The organism is Curtobacterium sp. TC1 (genome assembly GCF_019844075.1).
In the GTDB taxonomy this organism is placed as follows: Bacteria; Actinomycetota; Actinomycetes; order Actinomycetales; family Microbacteriaceae; genus Curtobacterium.
Genome location: NZ_CP081964.1, coordinates 3,725,015 through 3,739,648, shown reverse-complemented (window position 1 = coordinate 3,739,648; position 14,634 = coordinate 3,725,015). Strand labels below are relative to the sequence as shown.

At 67.8% G+C, this 14,634-nt stretch carries 20 protein-coding genes; all 20 read left to right on the top strand.

Annotated elements, in window-relative coordinates:
* Positions 1–12: 12 nt before the first annotated feature.
* The 20 genes from KZI27_RS18935 to rplN all read left to right on the top strand — a co-directional run bounded on the left by KZI27_RS18935 (position 13) and on the right by rplN (position 14,632).
* Positions 13–498: a DUF6121 family protein gene (locus KZI27_RS18935; RefSeq protein WP_222658800.1), complete on the top strand. Its 486-nt coding sequence runs from the start codon at positions 13–15 to the stop codon at positions 496–498.
* A 36-nt stretch (positions 499–534) separates the two neighbouring features.
* Positions 535–1,692: a hypothetical protein gene (locus tag KZI27_RS18930; RefSeq protein WP_222658799.1), complete on the top strand. Its 1,158-nt coding sequence runs from the start codon at positions 535–537 to the stop codon at positions 1,690–1,692.
* Positions 1,693–1,920: 228 nt separating this feature from the next.
* Positions 1,921–2,289 (top strand): 30S ribosomal protein S12, encoded by a 369-nt coding sequence (gene rpsL, locus KZI27_RS18925; protein WP_017885540.1) that lies wholly within the window; start codon positions 1,921–1,923, stop codon positions 2,287–2,289.
* 5 nt (positions 2,290–2,294) lie between these two features.
* Entirely contained in the window at positions 2,295–2,765 is a 471-nt protein-coding gene (gene rpsG / locus KZI27_RS18920) for a 30S ribosomal protein S7 (protein ID WP_055950927.1), read from the top strand.
* 87 nt (positions 2,766–2,852) lie between these two features.
* Positions 2,853–4,970: an elongation factor G gene (fusA, locus tag KZI27_RS18915; RefSeq protein ID WP_222658798.1), complete on the top strand. Its 2,118-nt coding sequence runs from the start codon at positions 2,853–2,855 to the stop codon at positions 4,968–4,970.
* Between the two features lie 148 nt (positions 4,971–5,118).
* Entirely contained in the window at positions 5,119–6,306 is a 1,188-nt protein-coding gene (gene tuf / locus KZI27_RS18910; RefSeq protein ID WP_123311734.1) for an elongation factor Tu, read from the top strand.
* Between the two features lie 190 nt (positions 6,307–6,496).
* Positions 6,497–7,474 carry a DNA topoisomerase IB gene (locus KZI27_RS18905; RefSeq protein WP_222658797.1) on the top strand — a complete coding sequence of 326 codons (978 nt, stop codon included), beginning with the start codon at positions 6,497–6,499 and terminating at the stop codon, positions 7,472–7,474.
* A 79-nt stretch (positions 7,475–7,553) separates the two neighbouring features.
* On the top strand, positions 7,554–8,381 hold the full coding sequence (locus KZI27_RS18900; RefSeq protein ID WP_222658796.1) for a DarT ssDNA thymidine ADP-ribosyltransferase family protein: 828 nt from the start codon (positions 7,554–7,556) through the stop codon (positions 8,379–8,381).
* A 508-nt stretch (positions 8,382–8,889) separates the two neighbouring features.
* Positions 8,890–9,198, top strand: coding sequence for a 30S ribosomal protein S10 (rpsJ, locus tag KZI27_RS18895; protein WP_017885534.1), 309 nt, complete (start codon positions 8,890–8,892; stop codon positions 9,196–9,198).
* Positions 9,199–9,210: 12 nt separating this feature from the next.
* Complete coding sequence (rplC, locus tag KZI27_RS18890) at positions 9,211–9,867, top strand: 50S ribosomal protein L3 (protein ID WP_017885533.1); 657 nt, start codon at positions 9,211–9,213, stop codon at positions 9,865–9,867.
* Positions 9,868–9,869: 2 nt separating this feature from the next.
* On the top strand, positions 9,870–10,529 hold the full coding sequence (rplD, locus tag KZI27_RS18885; RefSeq protein ID WP_123311740.1) for a 50S ribosomal protein L4: 660 nt from the start codon (positions 9,870–9,872) through the stop codon (positions 10,527–10,529).
* Entirely contained in the window at positions 10,526–10,825 is a 300-nt protein-coding gene (rplW, locus tag KZI27_RS18880; RefSeq protein WP_111083468.1) for a 50S ribosomal protein L23, read from the top strand. Before rplD ends, rplW begins: the two co-directional genes overlap by 4 nt.
* An 18-nt stretch (positions 10,826–10,843) precedes the next feature.
* Positions 10,844–11,683 (top strand): 50S ribosomal protein L2, encoded by an 840-nt coding sequence (rplB, locus tag KZI27_RS18875; protein ID WP_111083467.1) that lies wholly within the window; start codon positions 10,844–10,846, stop codon positions 11,681–11,683.
* A gap of 11 nt (positions 11,684–11,694) precedes the next feature.
* Positions 11,695–11,976, top strand: a complete 282-nt coding sequence (gene rpsS, locus KZI27_RS18870) for a 30S ribosomal protein S19 (protein ID WP_017885529.1) — start codon at positions 11,695–11,697, stop codon at positions 11,974–11,976.
* Positions 11,977–12,001: 25 nt separating this feature from the next.
* Positions 12,002–12,394: a 50S ribosomal protein L22 gene (gene rplV, locus KZI27_RS18865; RefSeq protein ID WP_111083466.1), complete on the top strand. Its 393-nt coding sequence runs from the start codon at positions 12,002–12,004 to the stop codon at positions 12,392–12,394.
* Positions 12,394–13,206: a 30S ribosomal protein S3 gene (gene rpsC / locus KZI27_RS18860; RefSeq protein ID WP_017885527.1), complete on the top strand. Its 813-nt coding sequence runs from the start codon at positions 12,394–12,396 to the stop codon at positions 13,204–13,206. The genes rplV and rpsC overlap by 1 nt, the downstream gene beginning before the upstream one ends.
* 2 nt (positions 13,207–13,208) lie before the next feature.
* Positions 13,209–13,628: a 50S ribosomal protein L16 gene (rplP, locus tag KZI27_RS18855; protein ID WP_111083465.1), complete on the top strand. Its 420-nt coding sequence runs from the start codon at positions 13,209–13,211 to the stop codon at positions 13,626–13,628.
* Positions 13,628–13,948, top strand: coding sequence for a 50S ribosomal protein L29 (gene rpmC, locus KZI27_RS18850; RefSeq protein ID WP_111083464.1), 321 nt, complete (start codon positions 13,628–13,630; stop codon positions 13,946–13,948). The genes rplP and rpmC overlap by 1 nt, the downstream gene beginning before the upstream one ends.
* The gene (gene rpsQ, locus KZI27_RS18845; protein ID WP_111083463.1) at positions 13,948–14,232 is read left to right on the top strand and encodes a 30S ribosomal protein S17; all 285 of its coding nucleotides are present in this window, start codon (positions 13,948–13,950) and stop codon (positions 14,230–14,232) included. The genes rpmC and rpsQ overlap by 1 nt, the downstream gene beginning before the upstream one ends.
* A 31-nt stretch (positions 14,233–14,263) precedes the next feature.
* The gene (rplN, locus tag KZI27_RS18840; protein ID WP_111083462.1) at positions 14,264–14,632 is read left to right on the top strand and encodes a 50S ribosomal protein L14; all 369 of its coding nucleotides are present in this window, start codon (positions 14,264–14,266) and stop codon (positions 14,630–14,632) included.
* Positions 14,633–14,634: the final 2 nt, after the last annotated feature.

The window sequence follows — 14,634 nt, the reverse complement described above, 5'->3', positions numbered from 1 at the left end:
TACGATCACCTCATGTCCCGGTGGTTGATCGCGACGATGACGTCCGTCCTCTTCATCGCGCTCGTCGTCGCCGTCGCGGGGTTCGAAGCGCTCCTCGCCGACGTCGAGGCGATCGCGCAGCCGGACGCGACCCCGTACCTCGGCCCGGCCATGGTGATCGGCGCCGCCGTGGTGGTGTTCCTCGCGACCGCGGTCGGCGCGCGAGAGGGCAACCCCGGCGTCACCGGCCTGCTCGCCGCCGCGACCGCCTACCTGGTGATGCTCGGCGTCGGCGCCGTCGGGTACGCGGCGATCCGCCGCGACCTGACCGAACTCCTCGTCTTCCCGGCCGGCTACGCGCTCGGCCCGTTCGTCGTCGGGTCCGTCGTGGTGGCGCTCCTGTCGGTGATCGGCGGGATCTCCATGGCCCGGCACCAGGCCCGGACGACGGCTCGCACTCTTGACGCAGACCGGCGGCAGGAGTCGACGGTCGCGGGCGACGACATCGCCGGGCGGTAGTCTGCCCGGGCACGACGCACACGCAACGGGGGAACCATGAGCGACCAGCACACACCGGATCCGGACCAGCAGCGCGGCTGGGGAGCCGTGCCGCCGGTGGCGTCGATCCGTGGGACGCACGAGGGGCCGGCAGGCGCCGGGTTCACCACGCCCGCGCCGCGCGGTCCGCGCCGGAAGCTCCGCCGCGGCCAGCTGATCGGGATCATCGCCGGCAGCACCGCGGTCGTGCTGTTGCTCGTCGCCGGCGTCGTCGGGTTCTCGGTCGGCTCGGCCACCCACTCGGCCGACCGCCCCGTGCGGGCGTTCCTCGACGACCTGACCGCGGGGAAGGTCACCGATGCCCTCGACGCAGCGGGCATCGACCGGACGAAGGCCGACGTGCTCCTCACCGACGCCGCGTACGCGAAGGCGACCGCGAAGGTCACCGGCTACCGGGTGGCTGCGACGCGCACGGACGGCGACACCGCCACCGTCCGCGCCTACCTGCGCCAGGCCGGCCGGGACGTCGCGGCGACCTTCACGCTCGACAAGACCGGCACCGACTGGGGTGTGTTCCCGGTGTGGGAGCTGCAGGCGCCGGAGCTCGGCAGCGTCGACGTCAGCGTCCGGGGGCCGTCAGGCGCCTCGGTGCAGGTCGCGGGGACGTCGACGAAGACCTCGAAGGACGGCACGGTCGGTCTCCGCGCGCTCCCCGGGACCTACGCGGTCACGTACGACGGTGGCAAGTGGACGAAGGCGACTGGTGGCAGCGCCGTCGTGGGCGGGTTCGGTGGCAGCACCTCTACGCCCGTGCAGATGACCGCGGCGCTCACGAACGCGGGGGAGCAGGCGTCGAAGCGGGCCGTGGACGCATGGGTCGACGGCTGCATCGCCTCGAACGACGCCGCACCGGCCGGGTGCAGCTTCTACGCCTACGGCGAGAACCCCGCGTACACGTACACGAACGAGAAGTGGACGCTCGAGTCACGGCCCACGGTCGCCGTCGGCAGCTGGACCTCGAACGGGTGGCTGGTCTCCACCACCACCTTCGGTCGGGCGACCTTCACGGCGGACATCGCCGGCGCGGGCGGTACCGGGACGGCTTCGGCCGGGCCGCTCAACGTCAACGCGAGCGGGTACATCACGGGGTTCTCGAGCTCCGGTGCGACGTTCCGCTCGGCGGTCGGCAACGGGTCCTCGGACACCGGCTCATGACGGTGTCCGGCGTGGTGCCGGCCCGGATTGATTTCGTTCCGTTACGCGGGTAGTCTCTTCTGGGTGTGCGCCCTCGGGCGCGCCCGAAAAGTCCGGCGAGCGAGATCGCCCAGCCGGACCACTCCGTCCCCCGCAGGTTCCTCCGCCGTCAGGCGGTCATCAGCGTGGGACGAGGAAGCCGGCGGATCGCGCCGGCCAGAGAGCACGAGCGAAGAACCAGGAGAACAGTTGCCTACTATTCAGCAGCTGGTTCGCAAGGGTCGTACGCCGAAGGTCACCAAGACCAAGGCGCCCGCCCTGAAGGCGAACCCCCAGCAGCGTGGTGTGTGCACCCGCGTCTACACCACCACCCCGAAGAAGCCGAACTCCGCACTGCGCAAGGTCGCTCGTGTGAAGCTCTCGAACGGCACCGAGGTCACGGCGTACATCCCCGGTGAGGGCCACAACCTCCAGGAGCACTCGATGGTGCTCGTCCGTGGCGGTCGTGTGAAGGACCTCCCCGGTGTGCGGTACAAGATCATCCGTGGCGCCCTGGACACCCAGGCCGTGAAGAACCGTAAGCAGGCTCGCAGCCGCTACGGCGCGAAGAAGGGTTGAGTTAGATGCCTCGTAAGGGTCCCGCCCCCAAGCGTCCCGTCGTCGCCGACCCGGTCTACGGTGCGCCGATCGTCAGCCAGCTCGTCAACAAGATCCTGCTCGACGGCAAGAAGGGCCTCGCCGAGCGCATCGTCTACGGTGCACTCGAGGGCGTCACTGCCAAGAACCAGCAGGATGCTGTCGTCACGCTCAAGAAGGCGCTCGACAACGTCCGTCCGACCCTCGAGGTCCGCAGCCGCCGCGTCGGTGGCTCGACCTACCAGGTCCCGGTCGAGGTCAAGCCGCACCGCGCGAACACCCTCGCGCTCCGCTGGCTGACCTCGTACGCCAAGGCCCGTCGCGAGAAGACGATGACCGAGCGTCTCATGAACGAGATCCTCGACGCGTCGAACGGTCTCGGTGCCGCGGTCAAGCGCCGCGAGGACACGCACAAGATGGCCGAGTCGAACAAGGCCTTCGCCCACTACCGCTGGTAGTCCCGGCACCGTCCGGGCACCGGTGGTCGAGAACCCCGGCGCCCGGACGGCCGCCAACCTCTCCTACAACTCTTCCGGAGGAACCCTGTGGCACAGGACGTGCTCACCGACCTGAACAAGGTCCGCAACATCGGCATCATGGCGCACATCGATGCCGGCAAGACCACGACGACCGAGCGCATCCTGTTCTACACGGGCATCACGCACAAGATCGGTGAGGTCCACGACGGCGCTGCCACGATGGACTGGATGGCGCAGGAGCAGGAGCGCGGCATCACGATCACGTCGGCCGCGACGACCTGCTTCTGGGACAACAACCAGATCAACATCATCGACACCCCCGGTCACGTGGACTTCACGGTCGAGGTGGAGCGTTCGCTCCGCGTCCTCGACGGTGCCGTCGCCGTCTTCGACGGCAAGGAGGGCGTCGAGCCCCAGTCCGAGACCGTGTGGCGTCAGGCGGACAAGTACAACGTCCCGCGCATCTGCTTCGTCAACAAGATGGACAAGCTCGGCGCGGACTTCTACTACACCGTCGACACGATCATCAACCGCCTCGGCGCGGAGCCCCTCGTGCTCCAGCTGCCGATCGGTTCCGAGAGCTCGTTCGAAGGCGTCGTCGACCTCGTCCAGATGCGTGCACTCACCTGGCGCGGCGACGCCAAGGGTGACGTCGCGATGGGTGCGAAGTACGAGATCGAGGAGATCCCGGCCGACCTGCAGGACCGCGCCGCCGAGTACCGCGAGAAGCTCATCGAGCGCGTGGCCGAGGCGGACGACGTCCTCATGGAGCGCTACCTCGAGGGCGACACCGACTTCTCGGTCGCCGAGATCAAGGCCGCGATCCGCGCCCTCACCGTGAGCAGTACGCTCTACCCGGTGCTGTGCGGTTCCGCGTTCAAGAACCGCGGTGTCCAGCCGATGCTCGACGCCGTCATCGACTACCTCCCGTCCCCGCTCGACGTGCCGCCGATGATCGGCCACGACGTCAAGGACGAGGAGAAGGAGATCATCCGCAAGCCCGACGCGTCGGAGCCGTTCTCGGCCCTGGCGTTCAAGGTCGCGGTGCACCCCTTCTTCGGTCGCCTCACCTACGTCCGCGTGTACTCCGGCTCGATCGAGTCCGGTGCACAGGTCATCAACTCGACCAAGGGCAAGAAGGAGCGCATCGGCAAGATCTTCCAGATGCACTCCAACAAGGAGAACCCGGTCGCCAACGTGACCGCTGGCCACATCTACGCGGTCATCGGCCTCAAGGACACCACCACCGGTGACACCCTGTGCGACCCGACCAACCAGGTCGTCCTCGAGTCGATGACGTTCCCGGAGCCGGTCATCGAGGTCGCGATCGAGCCGAACACGAAGGCCGACCAGGAGAAGCTCTCCACGGCCATCCAGAAGCTCGCCGAAGAGGACCCGACGTTCCGCGTCGAGCTCAACGCCGAGACCGGTCAGACGACGATCAAGGGCATGGGCGAGCTCCACCTCGACATCCTCGTCGACCGCATGAAGCGCGAGTTCCACGTCGAGGCGAGCGTCGGCAAGCCCCAGGTGGCCTACCGCGAGACCCTCACGAAGGTCGTCGAGCGCTACGACTACACCCACAAGAAGCAGACCGGTGGTTCCGGCCAGTTCGCCAAGGTGCAGATCGCGCTCGAGCCGATGGAGGTCACGAGCGAGAAGGTCTACGAGTTCGTCAACGCGACCTCCGGTGGCCGTGTCCCGCGCGAGTACATCCCGTCGGTCGACGCCGGTATCCAGGACGCCATGCAGGTCGGCATCCTCGCCGGCTACCCGACGGTCGGCGTGAAGGCCACCCTCAAGGACGGCGCGGCGCACGACGTCGACTCGTCCGAGATGGCGTTCAAGATCGCCGGTTCGATCGCCTACAAGGAAGCGGCCCGCAAGGCCGGTCCGGCGATCCTCGAGCCGATCATGGCCGTCGAGGTCCGTACTCCTGAGGAGTACATGGGCGACGTCATCGGTGACCTGAACTCCCGTCGTGGCCAGATCGCCTCGATGGAGGACGCCTCGGGCGTCAAGGTGGTCCGCGCGAGCGTGCCGCTGTCCGAGATGTTCGGCTACGTCGGCGACCTGCGGTCGAAGACCTCTGGTCGTGCGGTCTACTCGATGACCTTCGAGACCTACAGCCAGGTCCCGGCCAAGGTCGCCGAGGAGATCATCGCGAAGAACGCGGGGGAGTGACGCTCGAGCGTCTCTCCACAGGCGGGGGTGCCCGGCGACGGGCCCCCCGCCACCAAGTAAAGTAAAGACACACACCGCGCATCAACGGTCGCGAGCCCATCCAGGGCCGGCCGGGGATGACGCTTCCGAGTCCTGAGGAGGACCCACAGTGGCCAAGGCCAAGTTCGAGCGCACCAAGCCGCACGTCAACATCGGAACCATCGGTCACGTCGACCACGGCAAGACCACGCTCACGGCGGCGATCACCAAGGTTCTGCACGACCAGTACCCGGACCTCAACGAGGCCCGTGACTTCGCGCAGATCGACAACGCTCCCGAGGAGCGCCAGCGCGGCATCACGATCAACATCTCGCACGTCGAGTACCAGACCGAGAAGCGTCACTACGCGCACGTCGACGCCCCCGGTCACGCCGACTACGTGAAGAACATGATCACGGGTGCGGCGCAGATGGACGGCGCGATCCTCGTGGTCGCCGCCACCGACGGCCCGATGCCCCAGACGCGTGAGCACGTCCTGCTCGCCCGCCAGGTCGGCGTCCCGTACATCGTCGTCGCGCTGAACAAGTCCGACATGGTGGACGACGAGGAGATCCTGGAGCTCGTCGAGCTCGAGGTCCGCGAGCTCCTCGGCTCGCAGCAGTTCGACGAGGACGCTCCCGTCGTGCAGGTCTCTGCGCTCAAGGCGCTCGAGGGCGACGAGAAGTGGGTCAAGTCGGTCCAGGACCTCATGGCCCAGGTCGACGAGCACGTGCCGGACCCGGTGCGCGCCACCGACCAGCCGTTCCTGATGCCGATCGAGGACGTCTTCACGATCACCGGTCGTGGCACGGTCGTCACCGGTCGCGTCGAGCGTGGCACGCTCAACCTGAACGAGGAGGTCGAGATCGTCGGCATCCGCGCGACGCAGAAGACCACCGTCACGGGCATCGAGATGTTCCGCAAGCTGCTCGACCAGGCGGTCGCCGGTGACAACACCGGTCTGCTCATCCGTGGCCTCAAGCGCGAGGACGTGGAGCGCGGCCAGGTCGTCGTGAAGCCGGGTTCGGTCACGCCGCACACCGAGTTCCAGGCGAACGCGTACATCCTGACGAAGGAAGAGGGCGGGCGTCACAACCCGTTCTACGCGAACTACCGCCCGCAGTTCTACTTCCGCACCACGGACGTCACCGGCGTCATCACGCTGCCCGAGGGCACCGAGATGGTCATGCCCGGCGACACCGTCGCCATGACGGTCGAGCTGATCCAGCCGATCGCCATGGAAGAGGGCCTCCGCTTCGCCATCCGTGAGGGTGGTCGTACGGTCGGCGCCGGTACGGTCGAGAAGATCCTCAAGTAACTCCGGTTACCTGCCTCAGCGGGGTCGAGCCTTCGGGCTCGGCCCCGCTTTGTCGTCTCCCGTCCACGCGCCACTGACGGCCGCTCACTGCTCGCACGGGCGTCGGACGGGAGGCCCGGGGCGGGTCCGCTGCGACGGCGCCGGTCCGCCCCGTGTGGCGTCCCAGGCATCGTGGAGTTGGCTCGGACAGGTGACCCGCCTGCGCCGTTCCACGACCTCCGGTCGTGGCTACCACCGTGTCCGGAGCGGACGCGGCTTCTCGTACCGTGATCCCGATGGTGCGACCGTCACCGATGCCGCGGTCCGTCAACGGCTCGAGGACCTCGTCATCCCGCCGGCGTGGGACGACGTCTGGATCTCGCCGTACGAGAACGGCCACGTGCTCGCGACGGGGATCGACGGCGCCGGTCGGCGCCAGTACATGTACCACCCGTCGTGGCGCGAGCGCATGGACCGCATCAAGTACGACCGGGCCCTCGCCCTCGCCGAGTCCCTGCCGGTCGCGCGTCGCGGGGTCACGATGGACCTGCGGCGTCCCGAGCCCGACAGACAACGTGCGCTGGCCGCTGCCTTCCGAATGCTCGACCAGGGTTCGCTCCGGGTCGGCTCGGAGCGGTACGCCACCGAGCACGGCAGTCGCGGACTCTCGACGCTGCTGTGTGCGCACGCGCACGTCTCCGGCGACGACATCGAGCTCGACTTCCCGGGCAAGAGCGGGCAGGAGTGGTCGTCGTCCATCCACGACCCGGACCTCGCCACGGTGATCGCCGGCATGAAGCGCCGTGGGCCGAACGCCCGACTGCTCTCGTTCCGCGAACGCCGTGGGGACGAATGGGAGCCGCTCTCCGCCGAGGACATCAACGCCTACGTGAAGGAACGTGCGGGCGACGAGTTCACGGCGAAGGACTTCCGCACCCTGCACGGCACGGTGGCCGCGGCCGTCGACCTGGCTCGGACCGGTCCGCTGTCGTCGGAGGCGAAGCGGAAGCGCGCCGTCTCCCACGCCGTGAAGGCCGCGAGCGAGGAGCTCGGGAACACCCCGACGGTGTGCCGGCAGAGCTACATCGACCCGCGGTTGCTCGACGCCTACGAGCACGGAGAGACCATCGATCCGGCTCGGATCCACGCTGCCGAGTCCGAGGTCCGGGCGCTGCTCTACCGACAATGACCCCGGGGGCGTCCGGATGACGTAGCGTTGGTCGACGTGCCGGACCACCCCACACGGCACGGAAGGACCCACAACAGTCGTGACTGACGAGTGCATCCACGGTTTCCCCACCGAGCTCTGCGACATCTGCGCGCCCCGCCAGCGTGAGGAGTCGGCGATCCCTGCCGCTCCGACGCCACGGCGGACCCGCATCACCACCAACCTGCGCGTCGACCCGCCGGCCTCCGGCCCGGGGACGTCGCTCCGTTCGCCGACGTCACTCCGGTCGTCGTCGGCCGAGCTGCCGGAGGCCCGGGTCTTCGCGTCGCTGCGCGCGCACCACGTGACCCACATCGACAACCTCGACGGCATCGTCGGGTCCGGTGCGATCCTGGCGGCCGACCAGGCGGAGCCCGCCGTCGACGTCAGCAGCCCGGAGACCCGTGCCGCCCGCGCCGAGGCCGAAGCGCCCGACGGCAGCACCATCGCCAGCCACGTGCCCTTCACGCTGTCGCCGGACGCCGTCCGCTGGGACGAGCTCCGCACCGGCGCCGAGGGCGAGCGGTGGTCCGACGCCGCGCGCCGCACGCGCGCCGTCGACTACGTCGTGCTCGTCGTCCCGGTGTCGGCGTTCGGCGCCTCGGTGGTCGTCGCCGACCAGGACGCCGACGCCGACGACGCACGGTTCGCGGTCGGCCCGGACGCTGCGACCAACCTGATCCGTCGCACCGACTTCTCCGACCCGGAGATGCTCGGACTCGAGCTCCTCGCCGGGCCGAGCGTGCCGTTCTCGTCGGTCGCGGTGATCGGCGTCCCGAACGACAAGGCACGGCAGACGGTCCGTGCGGTGCTCGCCGACCACGGCGGACACGCGCCGCGCGTGGCGGTCTTCCCGCCGTGGTTCGTGCCCCCGGTGACGGCCGAGTAACCGTCTCCACGAGCGCCCTCCGGACCATCTCCGGAGGGCGCTCCGCGTTGCGGCGGGGAGCCGTGCCTCCCGACCGTCCGATCCGCGTGGATCCGGGGAAGCGAGCCGGTGTCGACACGCCCGGCATTCCGCGACACGCCCGGGTTGCACGTGGGCTCGGGACATGCGAGACTTGTCCGGTTCCGAATTCCCCGCGGGTGCGAGTCCGCAGGATCACTGCTCTGGCAGTGCACAACCCCCCTGTTCAGCAGGGCTGGGTTGGGCCGCAGGCAGCAGAACACGACTCCCCGAGGTCATGACGGACGCGACACTGTTGCGCCCGGAGTGCGAGGAAGTCGATTGCCCACGCTGGACGGCCAAGGTCGCCCGCGCGGTTGACAGGTGAACAGCGGTCATCCCCAGCGGATGCGGCCGGTTGGTTCAGGAAAACAGCACGGTCTGCAGGAATGCAGAGCCGAGCGGCGTCAGGCGGCCAGAGGGTGCGCGGCGCAGAGAGGACAAGAGACACATGGCGGGACAGAAGATCCGCATCCGGCTCAAGTCGTATGACCACGAGGTCATCGACACGTCGGCCCGGAAGATCGTCGACACGGTGACCCGTGCCGGTGCGACCGTGGTCGGCCCGGTGCCGCTCCCCACCGAGAAGAACGTGATCGCAGTGATCCGTTCCCCTCACAAGTACAAGGACTCGCGCGAGCACTTCGAGAAGCGCACGCACAAGCGGGTCATCGACATCGTCGACCCGACGCCGAAGGCCGTGGACTCGCTCATGCGACTCGACCTGCCGGCAGACGTCAACATCGAGATCAAGCTGTAAGGGGGCTGACCAATGGCGAACTCAACCAAGACCGTCAAGGGCCTCCTCGGCAAGAAGCTCGGGATGACCCAGGTGTGGGACGAGAACAACAAGTTCATCCCCGTCACCGTGATCGAGGTCGGCCCGAACGTGGTCACCCAGATCCGCAACGCTGAGCGCGACGGCTACGAGGCGATCCAGATCGCCGCCGGTGCCATCGACCCGCGCAAGGTCAACAAGCCGGCCGCCGGCCACTTCGAGGCCGCTGGCGTGACCCCGCGTCGCACCCTCACCGAGATCCGTACCAACGACTCCGCTGAGTACACGCTCGGCCAGGAGCTCACCGTGGACAGCACGTTCACGGCGGGCCAGAAGGTCGACGTCGTCGGTACGTCCAAGGGCAAGGGCTTCGCCGGTGTCATGAAGCGCCACGGCTTCCACGGCGTCGGCGCCTCGCACGGTGCACACCGCAACCACCGCAAGCCCGGCTCGATCGGTGCTTCCTCGACCCCGTCGCGTGTCTTCAAGGGCATGCGCATGGCCGGTCGTATGGGTGGCGACCGCGTGACCGTCCTCAACCTCACGGTGCACGCCGTCGACGCCGAGAAGGGTCTGCTGCTCGTCAAGGGCGCCGTCCCCGGTGCTCGTGGCCGCTCCGTCTTCGTCCGCACCGCCGTGAAGGGTAAGTGATCATGGCCACCACGACCGCAACCACGATCGACGTCCTCGACGCATCGGGTGCCAAGTCCGGCACCGTCGAGCTGCCCGCAGCTCTCTTCGACGTCGAGACCAACGTCCCGCTGATCCACCAGGTCGTCACCGCGCAGCTCGCAGCCGCGCGTCAGGGCACCCACAAGACCAAGAACCGCGGCGAAGTCCGCGGTGCCGGTCGCAAGCCGTTCAAGCAGAAGGGCACCGGCCGCGCCCGTCAGGGTTCCGTCCGTGCTCCCGAGCACACCGGTGGTGGCGTCGTCCACGGACCGACCCCCCGCGACTACTCGCAGCGCACCCCCAAGAAGATGATCGCCGCAGCGCTGCTCGGCTCGCTCTCGGACCGCGCCCGCGGTGGCCGCATCTCGGCTGTCGACGGCTTCGTCGAGGCCGACGTGCCCTCGACCAAGGTCGCCCGCACGCTCCTCGAGAAGGTCGCGCCGGTCAAGCACGTGCTGATCGTGCTCGAGTCGAACGACGAGCTGACGCTCAAGTCGATCCGCAACCTGCCGAACGTCCACGCGCTCTCGTACGGCCAGCTGAACGCCTACGACGTCCTCAAGTCGGACGCCGTCGTCTTCAGCAAGAGCGCCCTCGACGCCTTCATCGCGTCGAAGACCGCGAAGGAGATCACCGCATGAGCGGCTTCAACAAGGACCCGCGCGACGTCATCATCTCGCCGGTCGTCTCGGAGAAGAGCTACGCGCTCATCGACCAGGGCAAGTACACGTTCATCGTGGACCCCCGCTCGAACAAGACCGAGATCAAGCTCGCCATCGAGAAGATCTTCGAGGTCAAGGTCGCGAGCATCAACACGCTGAACCGCCCGGGCAAGACCCGTCGCACCAAGTTCGGTCTCGGCAAGCGCAAGGACACCAAGCGCGCCATCGTGACGCTCAAGTCCGGTTCGATCGACATCTTCACGGCTGTCGGCTGAGGACCAGAGGGATAAATCATGGCTATTCGTAACTACAAGCCGACGACCCCCGGTCGTCGCGGCTCGTCGGTCGCCGACTTCGCTGAGATCACCCGTTCGACTCCGGAGAAGTCCCTGCTTCGTCCGCTGCCGAAGACCGGTGGTCGCAACAGCTCCGGCCGCATCACCACGCGTCACATCGGTGGCGGCCACAAGCGCCAGTACCGCGTGATCGACTTCCGTCGCTCCGACAAGGACGGCGTGGACGCCAAGGTCGCTCACATCGAGTACGACCCCAACCGCACTGCGCGCATCGCGCTCCTGCACTACGTGGACGGCACGAAGCGGTACATCATCGCGCCGAACAAGCTCAAGCAGGGCGACGTCATCGAGCAGGGCCCCGGCGCCGACATCAAGCCCGGCAACAACCTGCCGCTGCGCAACATCCCCGTGGGTACCGTCGTGCACGCCATTGAGCTCCGCCCCGGTGGCGGCGCGAAGATGGCCCGCTCGGCCGGCGCCTCGGTGCGTCTCGTCGCCAAGGACGGCCCCTACGCGCAGCTCCGTCTGCCGTCGGGCGAGGTCCGCAACGTCGACGCACGCTGCCGCGCCACGATCGGCGAGGTCGGCAACGCCGAGCAGTCGAACATCAACTGGGGCAAGGCCGGCCGCATGCGCTGGAAGGGCGTCCGCCCGACCGTGCGTGGTGTCGCGATGAACCCGGTCGACCACCCGCACGGTGGTGGCGAGGGCAAGACCTCCGGTGGTCGTCACCCGGTCAGCCCCTGGGGCCAGGCCGAGGGTCGCACGCGCAAGCCGAACAAGCCGAGCGACAAGCTCATCGTCCGTCGCCGTAACGCCGGCAAGAAGCGCAAGTAGGAGTTCAGAAGATGCCACGCAGTCTGAAGAAGGGCCCCTTCGTCGACGAGCACCTGCTCCGCAAGGTCGTCACGCAGAACGAGGCCAACACCAAGAACGTGATCCGTACGTGGTCGCGTCGGTCGATGATCGTCCCGAACATGCTCGGGCACACCATCGCCGTGCACGACGGCCGCAAGCACATCCCGGTGTTCGTCACCGAGTCGATGGTCGGTCACAAGCTCGGCGAGTTCGCGCCGACCCGCACCTTCCGTGGTCACGTGAAGGACGACAAGAAGGGCCGTCGCCGCTAACGCGGGGACGCAGAGGAGGAACGAAATGGTGGAGTCGATCGCACGCGTGCGACACATCCGCGTCACGCCTCAGAAGGCCCGTCGCGTCATCGAGCTGATCCGCGGCAAGCAGGCCCACGAGGCGCTCGCCATCCTGAAGTTCGCCCCCCAGGGCGCTTCGGAGCCCGTGTACAAGCTGGTCGCCTCGGCGATCGCGAACGCCCGGGTGAAGGCTGACTCGACGAACAGCTTCCTCGACGAGCGCGACCTCTACGTGAGCCGCGTCTTCGTCGACGAGGGTACGACCCTGAAGCGGTTCCAGCCGCGCGCCCAGGGCCGGGCCTTCCGCATCAACAAGCGCACCAGCCACATCACGGTCGTCCTCGCGACGCCGGAAGAGGCCGAGGCTGCCGCGACGAGCAAGAAGGCGAGCAACTAATGGGCCAGAAGGTCAACCCGTACGGCTTCCGTCTCGGGATCACGACGGACCACGTCTCGCACTGGTTCACCGACAGCAAGAAGGCCGGTCAGCGCTACGCCGACTACGTGGCCGAGGACATCAAGGTGCGCGAGTACCTGAAGAAGACCCTCGACCGCGCCGGTGTCGCCCGCATCGAGCTCGAGCGCACCCGTGACCGTGTCCGCGTGGACATCCACACGGCGCGTCCGGGCATCGTCATCGGCCGCCGCGGCGCCGAGGCGGAGCGCGTTCGCGGTGAGCTCGAGAAGCTCACCAAGAAGCAGATCCAGCTGAACATCCTCGAGGTCAAGAACCCCGAGACCGAGGCCCAGCTCGTCGCGCAGGGCATCGCCGAGCAGCTCTCCGCTCGTGTCGCGTTCCGTCGCGCCATGCGCAAGGGCCTGCAGGGTGCACAGCGCGCCGGCGCCAAGGGTGTCCGCATCCAGGTGTCGGGTCGTCTCGGCGGCGCCGAGATGTCCCGTTCGGAGTTCTACCGCGAAGGCCGTGTGCCGCTGCACACCCTCCGTGCGAACATCGACTACGGCTTCTACGAGGCCCGGACCACGTTCGGCCGCATCGGCGTGAAGGTCTGGATCTACAAGGGCGACATCACGAACAAGGAGCTCGCTCGCGAGCAGGCGAACCAGCGTTCGTCGCGCCCCGAGCGTCGTGGCGGCCCGCGCGGTGAGCGTGGCGACCGTGGCGGCGACCGTCGTGGCGGCGACCGCGGTGACCGCCGCCCGCAGCAGGCCCCGCAGGACGCGCCGGCCGGCGCAGGAGTTGAGGCGTAACCATGCTTATTCCCCGTCGAGTCAAGCACCGCAAGCAGCACCACCCGAAGCGTTCGGGTCAGGCAACCGGTGGTACCAAGGTCAGCTTCGGCGACTACGGCATCCAGGCCCTCACCCCGGCGTACGTGACCAACCGTCAGATCGAGTCCGCTCGTATCGCCATGACGCGTCACATCAAGCGTGGCGGCAAGGTCTGGATCAACATCTACCCGGACCGTCCGCTCACGAAGAAGCCGGCTGAGACCCGCATGGGTTCCGGTAAGGGCTCGCCCGAGTGGTGGGTCGCCAACGTCAAGCCGGGTCGTGTGCTCTTCGAGCTCTCCGGCGTCACCGAGGACATCGCCCGTGAGGCGCTGACCCGTGCAATCCACAAGCTGCCCCTCAAGGCACGCATCATCAAGCGCGAGGAGGGCGACGCATAATGGCGATCGGTTCCAAGGAGCTCCGTCCGACGGAGCTCGACACGTTCGAGAACGAGCGTCTCGCTGACGAGCTGAAGAAGGCCAAGGAGGAACTCTTCAACCTCCGCTTCCAGTCGGCCACCGGCCAGCTGGAGAGCCACGGTCGTCTCCGTGCCGTCAAGCGCGACATCGCACGCATCTACACCGTCCTCCGCGAGCGCGAGCTCGGCATCCGTGCCACTCCCGCGCCCGTCGAGACCGCCACCAAGGCCAAGAAGACGACGAAGAAGGCTGACAAGCCGGCTGAGTCGACCGAGGCCGAGACCGCCGAGGAGAAGTAATGGCGAACGAAGAGAAGACCTCCGCCGCCCTCACTCGCGGCTACCGCAAGACGCGTCGCGGCTACGTGACCAGCGACAAGATGGACAAGACCATCGTGGTCGAGGTCGAGGACCGCGTGAAGCACGCGCTCTACGGCAAGATCATCCGTCGCACGTCCAAGGTGAAGGCCCACGACGAGCTCGGCACCGCTGGTGTCGGCGACCTCGTCGTGATCAGCGAGACCCGTCCCCTCAGCGCTTCCAAGCGCTGGCGCCTGGTCGAGATCCTCGAGAAGGCCAAGTAGGCCTCGGCCTGCTTCGGAATAGGAGACAGCAGTGATTCAGCAGGAATCCCGCCTGAAGATCGCCGACAACACGGGTGCCAAGGAGATCTTGACCATCCGCGTGCTCGGTGGTTCGGGTCGTCGCTACGCCGGTCTCGGTGACGTCATCGTCGCCACGGTGAAGGACGCCATCCCCGGCGGCAACGTGAAGAAGGGTGACGTCGTCAAGGCGGTCATCGTTCGCACCAAGAAGGAGACCCGTCGTCAGGACGGCTCCTACATCAAGTTCGACGAGAACGCGGCAGTGATCCTCAAGGCCGACGGCGACCCGCGCGGCACGCGCATCTTCGGTCCGGTCGGTCGCGAACTCCGTGACAAGAAGTTCATGAAGATCATCTCGCTCGCGCCGGAGGTGCTGTAAGC

What these genes read in the sequence shown, in the direction of transcription:
- KZI27_RS18930 (WP_222658799.1), top strand. Translation starts at nt 535, where the DNA reads ATGAGCGACCAGCACACACCGGATCCGGACCAGCAGCGCGGCTGGGGA.
- rplP (WP_111083465.1), top strand. Translation starts at nt 13,209, where the DNA reads ATGCTTATTCCCCGTCGAGTCAAGCACCGCAAGCAGCACCACCCGAAG.
- rplB (WP_111083467.1), top strand. Translation starts at nt 10,844, where the DNA reads ATGGCTATTCGTAACTACAAGCCGACGACCCCCGGTCGTCGCGGCTCG.
- rpmC (WP_111083464.1), top strand. Translation starts at nt 13,628, where the DNA reads ATGGCGATCGGTTCCAAGGAGCTCCGTCCGACGGAGCTCGACACGTTC.
- rpsC (WP_017885527.1), top strand. Translation starts at nt 12,394, where the DNA reads ATGGGCCAGAAGGTCAACCCGTACGGCTTCCGTCTCGGGATCACGACG.
- rplW (WP_111083468.1), top strand. Translation starts at nt 10,526, where the DNA reads ATGAGCGGCTTCAACAAGGACCCGCGCGACGTCATCATCTCGCCGGTC.
- KZI27_RS18935 (WP_222658800.1), top strand. Translation starts at nt 13, where the DNA reads ATGTCCCGGTGGTTGATCGCGACGATGACGTCCGTCCTCTTCATCGCG.
- rpsJ (WP_017885534.1), top strand. Translation starts at nt 8,890, where the DNA reads ATGGCGGGACAGAAGATCCGCATCCGGCTCAAGTCGTATGACCACGAG.
- rplC (WP_017885533.1), top strand. Translation starts at nt 9,211, where the DNA reads ATGGCGAACTCAACCAAGACCGTCAAGGGCCTCCTCGGCAAGAAGCTC.
- rplV (WP_111083466.1), top strand. Translation starts at nt 12,002, where the DNA reads ATGGTGGAGTCGATCGCACGCGTGCGACACATCCGCGTCACGCCTCAG.
- rplD (WP_123311740.1), top strand. Translation starts at nt 9,870, where the DNA reads ATGGCCACCACGACCGCAACCACGATCGACGTCCTCGACGCATCGGGT.
- rpsS (WP_017885529.1), top strand. Translation starts at nt 11,695, where the DNA reads ATGCCACGCAGTCTGAAGAAGGGCCCCTTCGTCGACGAGCACCTGCTC.
- rpsQ (WP_111083463.1), top strand. Translation starts at nt 13,948, where the DNA reads ATGGCGAACGAAGAGAAGACCTCCGCCGCCCTCACTCGCGGCTACCGC.
- rpsG (WP_055950927.1), top strand. Translation starts at nt 2,295, where the DNA reads ATGCCTCGTAAGGGTCCCGCCCCCAAGCGTCCCGTCGTCGCCGACCCG.